Below are 17,251 nucleotides of genomic sequence, written 5' to 3'. Positions count from 1 at the left end.
TGTGCCTGCTCACTGCTTCTGGTTGAACCGTGCATCCGGCGCCTGCTTCCTGCCACACCAGGCGATGCCGGGACTCGCTGACACGGGTCAACATGAGAGCGCCGTTCAGCGCTGCTATGCGGGCCACTGCGTTGCCTATCGTGCTCATGACGCGGCTTGCCCGTTAGTGCCCACTTTCGTGAAGAGCGGTGCGGCGTCTTGCGGGATGGTCCGGCCAGTGGATTGCGCGCGACGCAGCACCGACCAGTAGTAGCGATAGCTCGCCCGATCGTGCAGCGTGTCGTGATAGCGCGTCGGTCCCCACTGAGCGGACTGCGCGGCCAGCAGAATTTCGGTCGCGGTGGCGATTTCCTCGTCGCGCGGAGCAAATGCAGCGACGATCGCTTCGACCTGCGCCGGGTGAATACTCCACATGCGTGTGTAGCCGAACTCGTTGCGCGCGCGGGCTGCGTCGCTCGCGACCACGCTCATGTCGCGCACTTCCGTGCTGACGTTATGCGAAGGCACCTTGCCGTGCGCGTGACAGGCCGCCGAGATCTCGAGCTTCGCGCGCCGCACCAGCGGATGATCGAACTGGCCCGGCGAGCGCATGGCGGTATCGGGGATCGCGCCGTCGTGCGCGGAGACGAAGTCCATCAGGCCGAAGCTCAGCGCCTCGACGCCCGGCAGCGCGGCCAGATCGAACACGCGCGTCAACGCGCCATGCGTTTCCACCAGCAGTTGCACGGGCACCGGCTGTGCAATGCCGAGTTCACGCCGCGTCGCCTCGATGAACGCGACCATTTCGGCGGCATCGGGAACGTTGCGGATCTTCGGCAGGGTGATGTAAGCGGGCGGGCGCTTTGCGGCGCGCAGAATGAGACGGACGTCGTCACGCCAGTGCGGGTGGTCGAAGTCGTGAATCCGCACGCCGACGCGGCCGAAACGGTCATGCTCGCTGCCCAGCAGCGACGCGACCAGCTCCGCATGTTCGGCTTCGCGGCCGACCTGCGCGCCGTCTTCACAATCGAGCGTGATGTCGAACACCGGGCCGAGTTGCTGCTGCAATGCCAGTGATTTCAGCATCAGCTTCTCGCTGCCGGCGTAGTGATCGCAGGCAGGCAGCACAGCGGGCGGCACTTCACCGTCAAACAGCACTTCGGCGGGTGTGAGGGCGCGCATCTTCGGCGTCAGGATTCTGGGTGGTCGGGTGGGTAAATCGGATTCGGACGCGTTCTGCCAGGCGATCAGCCAGCCATGCGGCAAAGCGCGTTCGAATCAGAGGCGAATACTGGCACGACAAATTGCGCAGTGAACCGCAATTTCGTGGGACGTACCTGCATTCGCACGTAAAAAACCGGAACCCGCGGCGATAAAGCCTGGGAGTTCCGGTTTGTCTGCATCAGGCGCTTAGCCGAGCAGGTGTTGAACGCCTTCGCGCTCTTCGAGCAGCTCGTTCAGCGTGCCGTCCATCTTTTCGCGCGAGAACGCGTCGATTGCCAGACCTTCAACGCGCTTGTACTCGCCGTTTTCGCAGGTAACCGGCACACCGTAGATGATGTCTTCCGGAATGCCATACGAACCGTCCGACGGAATGCCCATCGTGACCCACTTGCCGTTCGTGCCCAGCACCCAGTCACGCACGTGGTCGATTGCAGCGTTAGCCGCCGACGCTGCGGACGACAGGCCGCGCGCTTCGATAATCGCCGCGCCGCGCTTGCCGACGGTCGGGATGAACGTGTTGCGGTTCCATTCTTCGTCGTTGATCAGCTTGGTCAGGTCTTGACCTTCAGCCGTTGCAACGCGGAAGTCCGGGTACATGGTCGGCGAGTGGTTGCCCCACACAGCCAGCTTTTCGATCGAAGCGACCGGCTTGCCCGACTTGGCAGCCAGTTGCGACAGTGCGCGGTTGTGGTCCAGACGCAGCATGGCGGTGAAGTTCTTCTTCGGCAGATCCGGCGCCGACTTCATGGCGATGTAGGCGTTCGTGTTAGCCGGGTTGCCGACCACCAGCACCTTCACGTCGCGGCTCGCGACTTCGTTCAGCGCCTTGCCCTGAACCGTGAAGATTTCGGCGTTTGCCGACAGCAGGTCCTTACGCTCCATGCCTTTCGAACGCGGGCGGGCGCCGACCAGCAGGGCCACGTCTGCATCCTTGAATGCAACCTTCGGGTCGTCAGTGATCACGACACCCGACAGCAGCGGGAATGCGCAATCATCCAGTTCCATCACGACGCCTTTGACGGCGCCTTGCGCTTGCGGCAGGTCGAGCAGTTGCAGGATAACCGGCTGATCCTTGCCGAGCAGGTCGCCATTGGCGATGCGGAACAGCAGGGAGTAAGCGATTTGACCTGCGGCGCCGGTGACGGCAACGCGCTTTGCGGGCTTAGCCATTGAGAAATCTCCAGGACGATGCGTTAGACGCTAGGGAAAACGCCATTCTATATGCGCGTTCAGCGAAGCGTTGTGAAACACGGCGGAATTCACTGTTCGCGTACGGCCTCGTAATGTGCCGAGGCTGTGCGGCGCGCTGCGGCAAGACCGCCATGCCGGAACCTGTGCTGCTGAGAAGCGGGAAGCGGGGCAGGTTGGCGCCGGTAGCCGCTGCACGGTGCGGGCTCCTGCAAACAGCGCGTTTCGGCAAGCGTCTGACCAACGAATGGCGGCGAATCGAAACCTGGACTGCGTGGGAACAGCATGGTGCAGCGTGGCTGCCGGTGCGTTACGGCGCTGCATTGCATCGTGCAAAACAGTCGCCGGAAAACCCGCAAACCCTTGCTCGACACGGAGTGTAGGAGTCGTCAGACACAAAGTCAACATTATCTTATGTCTTATATAAGACATATCTGTTGCGGGGAAAACCCTAGACGCGGCCCGGCCCTTTATGATGAAATGCGCGGATGACTTCGAACCAGGCGAACACCGCGAATCCGAACGGCCAGGGGGCCACGGGCGAGGGTGTATCCGCTGCCACGCCCGCTACGTCGCCCACTTTCAGCCCCTTGTATCAGCAGATCAAGGGCTTGATTACGCAGAGCCTCGAAAGCGGCGAATGGAAACCTGGCGAGATCATTCCTAGTGAAGTCGAATTGGCGGCCAGATTCAAGGTCAGTCAGGGAACAGTGCGCAAAGCGATCGACGAGCTTGCTGCCGACAACCTGCTGGTGCGCCGCCAGGGCAAGGGTACTTTTGTTGCAACGCACAATGAAGACCGCGCCCAGTTTCGCTTCCTCAGATTACTGGCCGATGACGGCGCGGAACATCCGCACGTCAGCCGCCTGCTTGAATGCCGGCGTTTGCGCGCTTCGGCGGACATCGCCCGGCAACTCGACCTCAAACCCGCCGATCCGGTGGTGTTGATCAAGCGTCTGCTGCAGTTCGACGGCGAAGTCACCGTACTCGATGAAATCTGGTTGCCCGGCGCGGTGTTTCGCGGGCTCACGCTCGAGCGGCTGTCGGAGTATAAAGGTCCCCTCTACGCGATGTTCGAGACGGAATTCGGCACACGCATGATCCGCGCAACGGAGAAGATTCGCGCGGTCGCGGCTGATCCAGGGGTCGCCGATCTGCTGCATGTGCCGGCGGGTTTTCCGCTGCTTTCGGTCGAACGCGTCTCCTATACATATGGAGACCGGCCGGTTGAAGTGCGCCGTGGTTGGTATGTCACAACCGGGTATTACTATCAGAACGATCTGAGCTGAGTCAGGATGAGAAAGGCGCGGCGCCCCACGCGCGCGCCTGTTTGAAGGTGCCTTTATCGCGCACGCTGTAACGGACCGGGAGTGGTTTTCGCTGCAGCGCGATATAAAAAGGCGCTAAAATTGCGGATTAGTGTGACTACATAGTAGGGGTCTAGCATGGCTGAAGCCGTAAAAAAACCGAGGCCGGAATTCCGGAACATCGGTATCGGGCAGATTTTGACGGCATACCGTCTCCCGCTAGCGGGGCGAGTGTCGATCTTGCACCGCTTGAGCGGTGGTCTGCTTTTTGTTTTTCTTCCGTTCCTGCTGTACCTCTTTGATCAGAGCCTGACTTCCGAACTCAGCTTCGAAGTCTTCAAGGGCTTCCTCTCCAACATCATCGTCAAACTCATCACGCTCGTTCTCGCGTGGGCCTTCCTGTTCCACTTCTGCGCCGGTGTCCGTCACCTGTTCATGGACACGAGCCACGGCCTCACGACTAAAGAGAAGGGCAAGCAAACCTCCATCGTGGTGCTGGTCGTTTCGTCGCTTCTGACGATTGCTTTTGCGCTCAAACTCTTCGGAGCATTCTAAAAAAATGGCAGCTAATAACCGAATCGGTCCGAAGCGTCTCGTCGTCGGCGCACATTACGGCCTGCGCGACTGGCTCGCCCAGCGCATTACCGCCTGCATCATGGCCGTGTACACGGTGATCCTGCTCGCGTGGTTCTTCGGCGCGCGCGATTTCTCGTATGACGGCTGGGCCTCGATCTTTGCAACGCAATGGATGAAGCTCGCCACGTTTGTCACGCTGCTGTCGCTGTTCTATCACGCGTGGGTTGGTATCCGCGACATCTGGATGGACTATGTGAAGCCCGTTGGCACGCGCCTGTTTCTTCAGGCGCTGACGATCGTCTGGCTGCTCGCATGTGCGGGCTACGCTGCGCAGATTCTCTGGAGAGTGTAAAAGAATGGCTGCAATCAAGAATTCTCTGCCGCGTCGCAAGTTTGACGTGGTTATCGTCGGCGCAGGCGGCTCGGGGATGCGCGCTTCGCTGCAACTCGCGCGCGCCGGTCTGTCGGTTTGCGTGCTGTCCAAGGTGTTCCCGACGCGTTCGCACACGGTCGCGGCCCAAGGCGGCATCGGCGCCTCGCTCGGCAACATGAGCGAAGACAATTGGCACTATCACTTCTACGACACGATCAAGGGTTCCGACTGGCTCGGCGACCAGGACGCGATCGAGTTCATGTGCCGTGAAGCACCGAACGCCGTGTACGAGCTCGAACACTTCGGCATGCCGTTCGACCGTAACGCTGACGGCACGATTTACCAACGCCCGTTCGGCGGCCACACCGCCAACTACGGCGAAAAGCCGGTGCAACGCGCTTGCGCGGCCGCTGACCGTACCGGTCACGCGCTGCTGCACACGCTGTACCAGCAAAACGTGGCTGCCAAGACGCAGTTCTTCGTCGAATGGATGGCGCTGGATCTGATCCGCGACGCCGACGGCGACGTGCTCGGCGTGACCGCGCTGGAAATGGAAACCGGCGACGTTTATATCCTCGAAGGCAAGACCACGCTGTTTGCTACGGGCGGCGCGGGCCGGATCTTCGCAGCATCCACGAACGCGTTCATCAACACCGGCGACGGCCTGGGCATGGCTGCGCGTTCGGGTATCGCACTGCAAGACATGGAATTCTGGCAATTCCACCCCACCGGCGTGGCCGGCGCGGGCGTGCTGATTACCGAAGGCGTGCGTGGCGAAGGCGGTATTCTGCGTAACTCGAACGGCGAGCGTTTCATGGAACGCTACGCACCGACGCTGAAGGATCTGGCGCCGCGCGACTTCGTTTCGCGTTCGATGGACCAGGAAATCAAGGAAGGCCGCGGCGTGGGTCCGAACAAGGATCACGTGCTGCTCGACCTGTCGCACATCGGCGCTGAGACGATCATGAAGCGTCTGCCGTCGATCCGCGAAATCGCCATGAAGTTCGCGAACGTCGATTGCATTAAAGAGCCGATTCCGGTTGTGCCGACCATCCACTATCAAATGGGTGGCATCCCGACGAACATCAACGGCCAGGTCGTTGGCACGTCGCGGGATCATAAGGAAGTCGTCAACGGTTTCTACGCAGTGGGCGAATGCTCGTGCGTGTCGGTGCACGGTGCAAACCGTCTCGGCACGAACTCGCTGCTCGACCTGGTGGTGTTCGGCCGCGCGGCCGGCAACCACATCGTCAAGCACGTGAAGGACATCAAGGAACACAAGCCGCTGCCGGCCGACGCAGGCGACTTCTCGCTGGCGCGTCTGAACAAGCTGGACAAGTCCACGTCGGGCGAATACTCGCAAACCGTTGCGGCCGATATCCGCTCCACGATGCAGGCGCACGCCGGCGTGTTCCGTACGTCGAAGCTGCTGGCCGAAGGCGTCGAGCGGATTCGCGAAGTGGCTGACCGTGTCGACAACATCTACCTGAAAGACAAGTCGAAGGTGTTCAACACGGCACGTATCGAAGCGCTGGAAGTGGAGAACCTGATCGAAGTGGCACGCGCCACGATGATTTCCGCCGAAGCCCGCAAGGAAAGCCGCGGCGCGCACGCGCAAAACGACTTCGAACATCGCGACGACGAAAACTGGCTGCGCCATACGCTGTGGTTCAGCGAAGGCGATCGCCTCGACTACAAGCCGGTTCAGATGCAACCGCTGACCGTCGAATCGGTACCGCCGAAAGCGCGAACCTTCTAAGGCACAAGTCAAAGGAATTCAGAAATGGCCAAGCGTACATTTGAAATTTACCGCTACGATCCGGATAAAGATGCAGCGCCGCGCATGCAAACGTACGAGATCGAAATCGACTCGCACGAACGCATGCTGCTCGACGCGCTGTTGAAGCTGAAGGCGATGGACGAAACCTTGTCGTTCCGCCGTTCGTGCCGCGAAGGCGTGTGCGGTTCGGACGCGATGAACATCAACGGCAAGAATGGTCTGGCCTGCTTGCAGAACATGAACGACTTGCCGCAGAAGATCGTGCTGCGTCCGCTGCCGGGTCTGCCCGTCGTGCGCGACCTGATCTGCGACTTCACGCAGTTCTTCAACCAGTATCATTCGATCAAGCCTTACCTGATCAACGATACGCCGCCGCCGGAAAAGGAACGTCTGCAGTCGCCGGAAGAACGCGACGAGCTCGACGGCCTGTACGAATGTATTCTGTGTGCCAGCTGCTCGACCTCGTGCCCGAGCTTCTGGTGGAATCCGGACAAGTTCGTCGGCCCGGCTGGCCTGTTGCAAGCCTACCGTTTCATCGCGGATAGCCGCGACGAAGCGACGGGTGAACGCCTCGACAACCTGGAAGATCCGTACCGTCTGTTCCGTTGCCATACGATCATGAATTGCGTCGACGTCTGCCCGAAGGGCTTGAACCCGACCAAGGCGATTGGCAAGATCAAGGAATTGATGGTTCGCCGCGCAGTTTGATATGAAGAGCCCCACGCTCCCTATCGTTCGCTGCCCCCCGAGGGGGCGGTCAGTACGCTTGGGGGCGGCCCGGCGCGTACTGACATGAACGAAACATCGCATCAGTCCGACCCTCTCCGCCGCGCGCGCCTTCGCTGGCGTGCGCGGCGGGGCCTGCTGGAAAACGATCTGATCTTTGAGCGTTTTTTCAGCCGATATGAGCATGACCTCAGCGATGCCGATGTAGGCGCTCTCACGCGCCTGCTCGAGCTGAGCGATAACGACCTGATGGACTTGCTGCTGGTCCGCAAGGAACCGGAAGGCGATCTTGCCGACCCGGATGTAATCCGGGTGCTGGAGCTGTTGCGCAACGCTTGAGCGCCGCTTGTTCGCCGCGTGTCCGTTGTTCCAGGCGTGCAAATTATCGAAACCCTGTTTCCATACTTCGATTGAGGATGTGCTATGACCCCGTCAGATGTTAAAGCCACGCTATCGTTCAGCGACAATTCGCCGAGCGTTGAAATGCCGATTTACAAGGGCACTCTCGGCCCGGACGTGATCGACATCCGCAAACTGTACGGCCAGACCGGCAAGTTCACGTACGATCCGGGCTTTATGTCGACGGCGGCGTGCAATTCGGCGATCACCTACATCGACGGCGACAAGGGCGAGCTGCTGTACCGCGGCTACCCGATCGACAACCTCGCGGAAAACGCCGACTTCCTCGAAACCTGCTACCTGCTGCTGAAGGGCGAACTGCCGAACGCGCAGCAGAATGCGGAGTTTGTGAACACCGTCACGAAGCACACGATGGTGCACGAGCAGATGCACTTCTTCTTCCGCGGTTTCCGCCGTGACGCGCACCCGATGGCGATTCTGGTCGCCGCAGTCGGCGCGCTGTCGGCGTTCTATCACGACTCGCTCGACATCAACAATCCGCGTCACCGTGAAGTGTCGGCTATTCGCATGATCGCGAAGCTGCCTACGCTCGTCGCGATGGCGTACAAGTACAGCATCGGCCAGCCGTTTGCGTACCCGAAGAACGACCTGTCGTACAGCGCGAACTTCATGCACATGATGTTCTCGAACCCGTGCGAAGAGTACAAGGTCAACGACGTGCTGGTGCGCGCGCTGGACCGTATCCTGATCCTGCACGCTGACCACGAACAGAATGCGTCGACGTCGACGGTTCGTCTGGCGGGTTCGTCGGGCGCTAACCCGTTCGCGTGTATCGCCGCTGGTATCGCTTGTCTGTGGGGCCCGGCGCACGGTGGTGCGAACGAAGCCGCACTGAACATGCTGGAAGAAATCGGCTCGGTCGACAACATTCCTGAGTTCATCAAGCAGGTGAAGGACAAGAACTCGGGCGTGAAGCTGATGGGCTTCGGTCACCGCGTCTACAAGAACTACGACCCGCGTGCGAAGCTGATGCGCGAAACCTGCCACGAAGTGCTGGAAGAGCTGGGCCTGCACGACGACCCGCTGTTCAAGCTGGCCATGGCGCTGGAAAAGATCGCACTGGAAGACGAATACTTCGTGTCGCGCAAGCTGTACCCGAACGTCGACTTCTACTCGGGCATCGTTCAGCGCGCGCTGGGCATCCCGACGTCGATGTTCACGTGTATCTTCGCGATGGCGCGTACGGTGGGCTGGATTGCACAGTGGAACGAAATGATCGCCGATCCGGAACAGAAGATTGGCCGTCCGCGTCAGTTGTTCATCGGCGATACGCAACGTGAAGCGAAGCCGATTGCACAACGCTGATTGGGTTGAGTCTGCGTAGTTTGTGGTGGTTCGCTCGCCGCGGATCAACGCAGAATTAACGTAGGATCAGGCTGATGAAAACGCCCCAACGGGTTTACCGTTGGGGCGTTTTGTTTGGCTGCGGTAGCTAGCTCTTCATTGGGAAGCGCGAGGCCATACTGCTTTACGGTGCGAAACTGAACTCCCATTGCTGGTAACTTTGTGCCACTGCAAATGCTGTTTGATCTGCTTTGAATCCGGCCAGCTTGATCGGTTTGCGCGACGATGCGCTACGTACCCCCATCACGCCGCCATCTGGCGCAGGAATCGGGACAAAGCCCTTCCCTGTGATGGGATCTGGATAGAGCCTGCGCAGATAGCGGCGAATCACAGGATAGCGTGGGTCATGCAGCAGATCGTCGAGTTTCTCCGGATAGGGCTTGGTGCCGATTGGCGTACTTTGCCAGTACTGCCGGATTGCCTCCCGATACAGATTGCCGGTGTATAGCAGTTCCGCTTCACGGGAACGCTGATTCGATCTTGACGCATCCTCCAGCAGCTTGCCAAGACCTAGCGTGATGAACAGCACCATCAGTAGCGCCCAGAAATACGCGATACCCCGTTGGCGTGCGAAACTTGGGAAGCCGGTCACCACGAGTTGTACTCTGTGCCGTCGAGCGCTTTGCCCCGCGCACCACTTTTCACGTCGACGACAGTTTTGTCGTCTTCATCGGTACCTTGCACCGGCACCCAACTGTCGGAGCGGTTGGTCATCGGATCCACCGGCAACGCACGCAGATAGTGTCGTTCGGTCAGTGCAAGGAGATTTTCCGGGTATTCGCCCATGTCGCCGTAATACTCGTCCAGCACCCGACGCAAGGCCGATAGATTTGCTTTCAGCGCGGCTTCTTTTGCGCGGTCGGTCTGATGAACGTAGCGCGGCGCGACGATCGAGAGCAGCGTTGCCACGATTGCCAGCACCACCAGCAATTCAATCAGCGTGAATCCACGATTCTGCTTTTGCGGGGTCATCTACTTTTCACCATTCTCGATAGGGGATACCGTTCGTACCCCTCCGATCACTCAACGAAGATACGTCGTACACATCGGTGCCATCTTGGGAGGCGCCCGCTTCGCTGGAGTAGCTACGCTTACCCCAGCTATCTTGAGCGGATCCAGACAGCGCCGGATTCATCGGGTCGCGTGGCACGCGGCGCAGGAAGTAAATCTTCTTACCTTTCGGGTCGCGCTGATCCACGACGCCGGTCACCAGTTCGTCCAGTGATACTGGATAACCCGTTGAATCGAGCGAACGTGCAATCCGGCCTTCGTCGCCCGCTTGTTTGTAGGCATCGATCGCGGTCCGGATTTCTCGTAACGCCTGCTTTAGTTCACGTTCCTTCTCACGCCGCTCGTGCAATTTGACGAATGGTGTCGCAACCGATGCAATGATCGCCACTAACGCGACCGTGACGATCATTTCAATTAGCGTAAATCCGGAATCCGGAGGCTTCTGCTTCATCTCACTGGGAAACGACGATCTGTTTGGGGAGGGTCACCGTGCTAATCATTTGCGCGTGGTTTTCTTTCTCTACCTTCAGGTTCTGCAATGACAGATTGACTGGTCCATTCGACGGGTGATCCGCGCGAAGCGTGATCATTGCGAGGGAGCCATCGGCTGGTTCACTGTCGACGTGATTACCGGTACCTTGTCGCCGATCAGTACGCTGGCTTTCTCCCGATTCAATACGCGAATACGCGGGTTGGCCAGGATCGTGAGAATAGAGCGGATGTCGACATCCTTCAACTCCAGCGTAACTGGCGTCTGCAACGACTGGTTCAGGGCAGGCAGCACCATTGCAGCTCGTGTGTATTGCGCGTCGATCTGCTGCAACATCTGGCGTGCCGGCGCATGGCTGGAATTCTCCGACAGGATGACGACGGCGCGCCGCACCGGTGTTGACGCGACGCTGGGCTATGACCCGGAAGGGCGACTGGTGCGGCTGTCCTACAGCAATGTGGCGACAAACCTGCTGTACGACGGTCAGAGTCTGGTGGCGGACTACGATGCTGCGGGGGCGATGAAGCATCGCTATGTGTTTGGCCCCGGTGTGGATGCACCGCTGGTGCAGTACGATGGTGCGGACACGAACGCGAAGATGTATCTGTACGCGGACCAGCAGGGCAGCATTGTTGCGTCGGCGAATAGCGCGGGCGCGACGCTTGACAGTGTGAAGTACGGACCGTTCGGGGAGACTACGGGGTCGACGCCTCGCTCGAACTTCCTGTACACGGGACAGTATTATGTGGCGGGGCTGCAGCTGTACTATTACAAGGCGCGGATGTACGCGCCGCACCTGGGGCGGTTTCTGCAGACGGATCCGGTGGGGACGGCTGATGATCTGAATCTGTATGCGTACGTCGGGAATAATCCGATCAACTTCAGTGATCCGTTGGGGCTGGCGGCAGAGAGTTGCCCCAAGGAAAAGGCGGCCGAAGAGCAGCGTGCGTTGAGGGCTGCGCAGGAGAAGGTGCGCGCAGCGGTCGGCCAGTCGACGCCTGCCACGATGCAGCAGGCAGGCAAGATTAGTGTGCCGACAACCGCTTTGAATGGGGCGCTGGCGGGGGCGACCAGTCCGGTTGGCCGCAGCGGAAGTCCAATGACAGTGCCACGAGGAACAAACATTCCGACGACTATTGACGGTATCGGCTATTCAGGACACGCGATCGACCAAATGCAGGGGCGAGGCGTTCCACCATCGGCTGTGCAAAACACAATTCAGAGCGGAGTTGTCTATCCGACAGGAGCTGGGACAACCGGGATCTACGATTCAGTGAATAATGTTCGGGTTATCACGAACTCGGCAACGGGGCTTGTAATTACCGTCATCCCTGGAGCGCCAAAATGAGTCAAACAATGGACCCTCTTGAAACCAAGGTGCGGGCAGTATTGCTTTATGACTGGGATCCAATCGGAATAAAAGACATCCCCGAGGCCCACGACGAATACGACATGTACGCACCGGCTATATGCAAGATGCTTCGCGCGGGTCAGTCGAGCGTCGAGCTCTGTACTCATCTACGCTGGATCGAGTTGGAACGGATAGGGCTTGATGGCGATGAGCAGCATACTAGTCGGGTTGCGGCCAAATTGGCGAGTCTGCGGGCAGAACTTGAATAGTTTGCTGCTAGAGAATCGAGCGGGTCGAACCACGTTCACGCTGGATATTCGACTATGGAGTCTTCAACTCCAAGGTCACATGCATAGACGAAGGGCTGCTGACGCGGCCCTTCGTCTTTTAAGCTGGGGCTGTACTACTACAAGGCGCGGATGTACATGCCAATGTTGCGCGGTTCTAGCAGGCGGGTCCGGTTATAGATACGACAACCACCATCACCTGTACCGGGTGACCTCGCGGCAAGGATGCTGCCGAGGGCGCCCATCTTATGGTTCGGTTCTTCTCTTGCGCAACCGGTCCAACGACGGCGAACGTGCTTCAAGTGCAGGCATGGCTTCGGTCTGCGGCGCATGTCCATAGGTTTCGAAGAAGCGCCGATAAGCACTCGGCGTCATGCCGCGTGCCGACATGAACTGTCGATTGAAATTGGCAAGGTTGGTAAAGCCAGCCTTCGTAGCGATGACAGCAATCGGCCACGCTGTGTCGGTGAGTTGCCGGGCCGCATAGCTAATGCGTAACCGGCTTAGATGACGTCCAACGCTCTCACCCACATGCCTCACGAAGTAACGATGCAGCGAACGTTCCGACAGGTTGGCCGCCGCGCAAAGCGCAGCGATTCGCAGCGGCTCGCTAAAGCGCCGGTCCAGCAGATCGAGCACGCGATTTAGCCGTTCCGCTTCGGATCCCGGCTCGCGTGAAGCACGGACACCGCCATCGGGCGCGCGCATCGCGTTGATATGAGCGGACGGTGACGCAAGCGGCTCGGCGTGGTCTCCGGCTAACTGAACGAGTATTTCCAGCACGGCGGCGAGCCGAACACGTGGCGCCGCATCCAGAAGCAAATCGACTTTGGCGCGCATTGCAGCGCTTGCGTCTGCACTGAACCGCAGCCCCGGCGCGCCGCGCCTCAACAACGTCCGCAACGAAGCAAACTCCGGGCAACAATCCGCCATCCGCCGCGCCCAATCACCACTGAACCACACCACGATCGCCACCTGCGGTTCGCGTGCATCGATCGGTTCCGTCGACGCCCACGTGTGCGGCATGTCCGGCGGCACCAGCACGAGATCGTCGCCGCTGTAATCGGCGATATGGTCGCCGACGAAGCGCCGGCCACGGCTATTCATCGTCAGCGTGAGTTCATATTCAGGGTGGTGGTGCCATTCGAACGGAATCTGCGCGAGCTGCCGGTGGTAGACGCGGATCGAGCAGCCGTCCGGGATGGTGACGCGTTCGTATTGTGGTTTCACGGTACGCAACCTGGCCGCTGGAAGGAAAAGCGGCGAATGGCAGAATTGTATCGATAATTGGCCGAAAAGGATGCGTGATGGGCACGAAAGCTACCTAATCTGGATGCACTGAAGTCCCACACAAAACCGATGCAAAGGAGACAAGCCATGCCGCTCGTGATCGACAATCTTCCCGAGGCGATCCGTACTACGAAACGCTTGCTGCGCACCGCATTGCCGAACTATGCGCAAGTGTTCCGCGAAGTCGAAGGCGCGATCCGGCAGCAGGTCGACGTCATCCATCGCGACCGTGAGGAAGGGCGCGAAGCCATTCCCGTGTTCGACTACACGAGCATCGTTTCCGGCGACGTCGACCCAGCTACGATCGCCCGGATCAAGACGCGCGGCGCATGCGTGGTGCGTGGGGTGTTCAGCCGTCAGCAAGCCGGCAGGTGGAACGATGAAATCGCGCAATACGTCGAGCGCAATCACCTGGACGATAAGCTCGCGCACCGCGCGGAGGACAAGTACTTCGGCAATCTCTCGTCGAGTAAGCCGCAGATCTATGGCGTGTACTGGTCGAAACCGCAAACGGAAGCACGGCAGTCCGAACAGCTAACCAACACGCGCGTGTTCCTCAATCGTTTGTGGACGTCGGAGAGCGAAGGCAAGCAGCACTTCGATCCCGAGCGCGTGCCGGTGTACGCGGACCGGATCCGCCGTCGGCCGCCTGGTTCGGAGTCGCTGGGTTTGTCGCCGCACGTCGACGGAGGGTCGGTCGAGCGCTGGCTCGATCCGAATTTCCAGCAGGTGTATCGGCACGTGCTGTCGGGCAACTGGCGCGCGTACGATCCGTTCGACGCCGCCTTTCGCCCCGATGTGCAGGAGATCCCGTCGCCAGCCGTATGCTCGATGTTCCGCACTTTCCAGGGGTGGACTGCGCTGACGCCGCAAGGACCCGGCGACGGAACGCTGCAACTGATCCCAATCGCCAACGCAATGGCCTACGTCATCCTTCGTGCGCTGCAGGACGACGTTCCCGACGACGAACTCTGCGGCGCGCAACCGGCGCGTGCGTTGTCGATCAAACCTGAATGGCACGGCCTGCTGCTCGAAGCGGTCACGCCGATCCCACACATGCAAGCGGGCGACGCGGTGTTCTGGCACAGCGACGTCGTGCATTCCGTGGAAGACGCGCATAAAGGCAGCGGCTATAGCAACGTGATGTACATCTCATCGGCGCCGTGGTGCGCGAAAAACGAGGCTTATCTGAAGCGCCAGCTGCCGAGTTTCCTGCGTGGCGAGAGTCCGCCGGATTTTCCCGCCGATCACTTCGAAACGGACTTCATCGGCCGTGCGCAGGAAAGCGATTTGACGCCGCAGGGGCGGGCCCAACTGGGGTTCGACCTTTGAGCGCTGAGCCTCGGATGTGCATGGCTGCGCGGGTTCGCGCATGAAGCGCCACGCCGCGCCAACCCATGAACACGCGGGGCGTGACATCGCGCACGCCACGCAATCCCTTGCCGGGTAACGTCCATACAGGTATCGCCACTACCACCCAACTCACTGTTTTTTATCGGTTTTCTCCCTGATTGAGGGGCCCAAAGCGGGGTTCTGCGTGGCATAATCGACCGACACAGTCAGCCCGCAGTCATTACTACCCCGCATACCATGGCACAGACTCTCTACGATAAATTGTGGAACACACACGTGGTCCACACGGAAGAAGACGGTACGACGATTCTCTATATCGACCGTCACCTGCTGCACGAAGTCACCAGCCCTCAGGCGTTCGAAGGCCTGAAGCTGGCTGAGCGTCCGGTGTGGCGCATCAGCGCGAATCTGGCGGTGTCGGACCACAACGTCCCCACCACGGATCGCAGCCACGGCATTGCCGATCCGGTCTCCAAGCTGCAAGTCGATACGCTCGACACGAACTGCGACGCCTACGGCATCACGCAGTTCAAGATGAACGACCTGCGTCAGGGCATCGTGCACATCATCGGGCCGGAGCAGGGCGCTACGCTGCCGGGCATGACCATCGTCTGCGGCGACTCGCACACGTCCACGCACGGCGCGTTCGGCGCGCTGGCGCACGGCATCGGCACGTCGGAAGTCGAGCACGTGCTGGCCACGCAAACGCTCTTGCAGAAGAAGAGCAAGAACATGCTGGTGAAGGTTGAAGGCCCGTTGCCGCGCGGCTGTACCGCGAAAGACATCGTGCTTGCGATCATCGGCAAGATCGGCACGGCGGGCGGCACGGGCTATGCGATCGAATTCGGCGGTTCGACGATTCGCGCGTTGTCCATGGAAGGCCGCATGACGGTCTGCAATATGGCGATCGAAGCGGGCGCGCGCGCCGGCATGGTCGCTGTGGACGACACCACCATCGAATACCTGAAGGGCCGTCCGTTCTCGCCGACAGGCGTCGAGTGGGATCACGCGGTCGAGTACTGGAAGCAGTTCAAGTCGGACGACGGTGCGCAATTCGATCGCGTGGTCGAACTGAACGCAGCGGAAATCGTGCCGCAAGTCACGTGGGGCACGTCGCCGGAAATGGTCACCGCCGTGGACGGCCGCGTGCCGGATCCGGAACGCGAAAAGGACCCGGTCAAGCGTGACGCAATGGAGCGGGCATTGAAATACATGGCGCTCGAACCGAATGCGCCGATCGAATCCATCAAGCCGGATAAAATCTTCATTGGGTCGTGCACCAACGCGCGCATTGAAGACATTCGCGCTGCGGCATACGTCGTGAAGAAGCTCGGTCGCCGCGTCGCATCGAACATCCGTCTGGCCATGGTGGTGCCGGGTTCGGGTCTGGTGAAGGCGCAAGCGGAACGCGAAGGCCTCGACAAGGTCTTTACGGATGCCGGTTTCGAATGGCGTGAGCCCGGTTGCTCGATGTGCCTCGCAATGAACGCCGACCGGCTGGATCCGGGCGAACGTTGCGCGTCCACGTCGAATCGTAATTTCGAAGGTCGTCAGGGCGCCGGTGGCCGTACCCACCTCGTGAGCCCCGCGATGGCTGCCGCTGCGGCTATCGAAGGGCATTTTGTCGATATTCGCAAGCTTGGATAAACGCATGATGAAGAACATGAATCGCACCACTCTATTGCGTCGCTTCGCACTCGGTACCCTGGCTGGGCTATTGCTAGGTCTGGCCGGCTGCAACACGGTGCACGGATTCGGCGAGGACATGTCGCACCTCGGCAATTCGATCAGCAACCACGCTGATAAATAAGCGGTTTTTGATTTTTGCCGGCAATGTAGCGGGTGGCTTTCCGGCCACCACGCGCATCGCCCGGTCTTGAAACAGGCGCAAGCGTCATGGATAAATTCATCGTACACACCGGCGTCGTGGCGCCGCTCGATCGCGAAAACGTCGACACGGACGCGATCATTCCGAAGCAATTCCTGAAGTCGATCAAACGCACGGGCTTTGGTCCGAACGCGTTCGACGAATGGCGTTATCTCGACCACGGCGAGCCGGGTCAAGACAACTCGAAGCGTCCGCTGAATCCGGATTTCGTGCTGAATCAGTCGCGTTATCAGGGCGCGTCGGTGCTGCTGGCGCGCAAGAACTTCGGTTGTGGCAGCTCGCGTGAGCACGCGCCGTGGGCGCTGCAGCAATACGGTTTCCGCGCGATCATTGCGCCGAGCTTCGCCGATATTTTCTACAACAACTGCTTCAAGAACGGCCTGCTGCCGATCGTGCTGACCGAACAGCAAGTCGACCACCTGTTCAACGAAACCTACGCGTTCAACGGCTTCCAGTTGACCATCGACCTGGACGCGCAAGTCGTACGCACGTCGGACGGCGCCGCCGCATATCCGTTCGAAGTCGCGGGCTTCCGCAAGTACTGCCTGCTGAACGGCTTCGACGATATCGGCCTCACGCTGCGTCACGCGGACAAGATTCGCCAGTTCGAAGCTGAGCGGATCGCGAAGCAGCCGTGGCTGGCTCACCGGATCGTCGGCTAAGC

General features: G+C 60.0%; 20 protein-coding genes. 13 read left to right on the top strand and 7 right to left on the bottom strand.

The window, feature by feature from the left end; all coding sequences use genetic code 11:
* Nucleotides 1–144: 144 nt before the first annotated feature.
* Nucleotides 145–1,161, bottom strand: a complete 1,017-nt coding sequence (locus ACOSV0_RS36265; RefSeq protein ID WP_434112819.1) for an HpcH/HpaI aldolase/citrate lyase family protein — start codon at nt 1,159–1,161, stop codon at nt 145–147.
* 228 nt (nt 1,162–1,389) lie between these two features.
* Nucleotides 1,390–2,373 carry a malate dehydrogenase gene (locus tag ACOSV0_RS36260; RefSeq protein WP_074289036.1) on the bottom strand — a complete coding sequence of 328 codons (984 nt, stop codon included), beginning with the start codon at nt 2,371–2,373 and terminating at the stop codon, nt 1,390–1,392.
* Nucleotides 2,374–2,879: 506 nt separating this feature from the next.
* On the opposite strand from ACOSV0_RS36260, the gene ACOSV0_RS36255 reads away from it, so the two are divergent.
* The 7 genes from ACOSV0_RS36255 to gltA all read left to right on the top strand — a co-directional run bounded on the left by ACOSV0_RS36255 (nt 2,880) and on the right by gltA (nt 8,878).
* Nucleotides 2,880–3,680, top strand: a complete 801-nt coding sequence (locus tag ACOSV0_RS36255; RefSeq protein WP_434112818.1) for a GntR family transcriptional regulator — start codon at nt 2,880–2,882, stop codon at nt 3,678–3,680.
* Nucleotides 3,681–3,836: 156 nt separating this feature from the next.
* Nucleotides 3,837–4,253 (top strand): succinate dehydrogenase, cytochrome b556 subunit, encoded by a 417-nt coding sequence (gene sdhC, locus ACOSV0_RS36250; protein WP_054034790.1) that lies wholly within the window; start codon nt 3,837–3,839, stop codon nt 4,251–4,253.
* Between the two features lie 4 nt (nt 4,254–4,257).
* Entirely contained in the window at nt 4,258–4,626 is a 369-nt protein-coding gene (sdhD, locus tag ACOSV0_RS36245; protein WP_054034791.1) for a succinate dehydrogenase, hydrophobic membrane anchor protein, read from the top strand.
* A 4-nt stretch (nt 4,627–4,630) separates the two neighbouring features.
* Nucleotides 4,631–6,406: a succinate dehydrogenase flavoprotein subunit gene (gene sdhA / locus ACOSV0_RS36240; protein ID WP_434112816.1), complete on the top strand. Its 1,776-nt coding sequence runs from the start codon at nt 4,631–4,633 to the stop codon at nt 6,404–6,406.
* Nucleotides 6,407–6,430: 24 nt separating this feature from the next.
* Nucleotides 6,431–7,135 (top strand): succinate dehydrogenase iron-sulfur subunit, encoded by a 705-nt coding sequence (locus ACOSV0_RS36235; RefSeq protein WP_054034792.1) that lies wholly within the window; start codon nt 6,431–6,433, stop codon nt 7,133–7,135.
* Between the two features lie 84 nt (nt 7,136–7,219).
* Complete coding sequence (locus tag ACOSV0_RS36230; RefSeq protein ID WP_410837352.1) at nt 7,220–7,492, top strand: succinate dehydrogenase assembly factor 2; 273 nt, start codon at nt 7,220–7,222, stop codon at nt 7,490–7,492.
* An 84-nt stretch (nt 7,493–7,576) separates the two neighbouring features.
* On the top strand, nt 7,577–8,878 hold the full coding sequence (gene gltA / locus ACOSV0_RS36225) for a citrate synthase (protein ID WP_434112813.1): 1,302 nt from the start codon (nt 7,577–7,579) through the stop codon (nt 8,876–8,878).
* Between the two features lie 163 nt (nt 8,879–9,041).
* On the opposite strand, the gene ACOSV0_RS36220 is transcribed toward gltA, so the two are convergent.
* The 4 genes from ACOSV0_RS36220 to ACOSV0_RS36205 form a co-directional block, all read right to left on the bottom strand.
* A complete protein-coding gene (locus ACOSV0_RS36220) occupies nt 9,042–9,449 on the bottom strand; it encodes a type II secretion system protein (protein ID WP_434112811.1) in 408 nt (135 codons plus the stop codon).
* A 56-nt stretch (nt 9,450–9,505) separates the two neighbouring features.
* Entirely contained in the window at nt 9,506–9,889 is a 384-nt protein-coding gene (locus tag ACOSV0_RS36215) for a type II secretion system protein (protein ID WP_434112809.1), read from the bottom strand.
* 7 nt (nt 9,890–9,896) lie between these two features.
* The gene (locus ACOSV0_RS36210) at nt 9,897–10,379 is read right to left on the bottom strand and encodes a type II secretion system protein (RefSeq protein ID WP_434112807.1); all 483 of its coding nucleotides are present in this window, start codon (nt 10,377–10,379) and stop codon (nt 9,897–9,899) included.
* Nucleotides 10,380–10,514: 135 nt separating this feature from the next.
* Entirely contained in the window at nt 10,515–10,754 is a 240-nt protein-coding gene (locus ACOSV0_RS36205; protein ID WP_434116195.1) for a hypothetical protein, read from the bottom strand.
* A 37-nt stretch (nt 10,755–10,791) separates the two neighbouring features.
* On the opposite strand from ACOSV0_RS36205, the gene ACOSV0_RS36200 reads away from it, so the two are divergent.
* Nucleotides 10,792–11,766, top strand: a complete 975-nt coding sequence (locus tag ACOSV0_RS36200; protein ID WP_434112804.1) for an RHS repeat-associated core domain-containing protein — start codon at nt 10,792–10,794, stop codon at nt 11,764–11,766.
* A gap of 8 nt (nt 11,767–11,774) precedes the next feature.
* Nucleotides 11,775–12,038 carry a hypothetical protein gene (locus ACOSV0_RS36195; protein WP_434112802.1) on the top strand — a complete coding sequence of 88 codons (264 nt, stop codon included), beginning with the start codon at nt 11,775–11,777 and terminating at the stop codon, nt 12,036–12,038.
* 264 nt (nt 12,039–12,302) lie between these two features.
* Here the strand turns inward: ACOSV0_RS36195 and ACOSV0_RS36190 are convergent, their stop codons facing one another.
* On the bottom strand, nt 12,303–13,286 hold the full coding sequence (locus tag ACOSV0_RS36190) for a helix-turn-helix domain-containing protein (RefSeq protein ID WP_434112800.1): 984 nt from the start codon (nt 13,284–13,286) through the stop codon (nt 12,303–12,305).
* 147 nt (nt 13,287–13,433) lie between these two features.
* Between ACOSV0_RS36190 and ACOSV0_RS36185 the strand changes: the two genes are divergently transcribed.
* The 4 genes from ACOSV0_RS36185 (at nt 13,434) to leuD (ending at nt 17,249) form a co-directional block, all read left to right on the top strand.
* Nucleotides 13,434–14,678, top strand: coding sequence for a DUF1479 domain-containing protein (locus ACOSV0_RS36185; RefSeq protein WP_434112798.1), 1,245 nt, complete (start codon nt 13,434–13,436; stop codon nt 14,676–14,678).
* Between the two features lie 258 nt (nt 14,679–14,936).
* Nucleotides 14,937–16,346, top strand: coding sequence for a 3-isopropylmalate dehydratase large subunit (gene leuC, locus ACOSV0_RS36180; protein ID WP_434112796.1), 1,410 nt, complete (start codon nt 14,937–14,939; stop codon nt 16,344–16,346).
* 4 nt (nt 16,347–16,350) lie between these two features.
* Nucleotides 16,351–16,509 (top strand): entericidin A/B family lipoprotein, encoded by a 159-nt coding sequence (locus ACOSV0_RS36175; protein ID WP_028196115.1) that lies wholly within the window; start codon nt 16,351–16,353, stop codon nt 16,507–16,509.
* Nucleotides 16,510–16,595: 86 nt separating this feature from the next.
* Nucleotides 16,596–17,249: a 3-isopropylmalate dehydratase small subunit gene (leuD, locus tag ACOSV0_RS36170; RefSeq protein WP_434112792.1), complete on the top strand. Its 654-nt coding sequence runs from the start codon at nt 16,596–16,598 to the stop codon at nt 17,247–17,249.
* Nucleotides 17,250–17,251: the final 2 nt, after the last annotated feature.

The sequence above is a fragment of the Paraburkholderia caffeinilytica genome (assembly GCF_051027425.1).
In the GTDB taxonomy this organism is placed as follows: domain Bacteria; phylum Pseudomonadota; class Gammaproteobacteria; order Burkholderiales; family Burkholderiaceae; genus Paraburkholderia; species Paraburkholderia caffeinilytica_A.
Note: the sequence above shows the minus strand (reverse complement) of the source record. Positions and strands in the feature narration are given on the sequence as shown.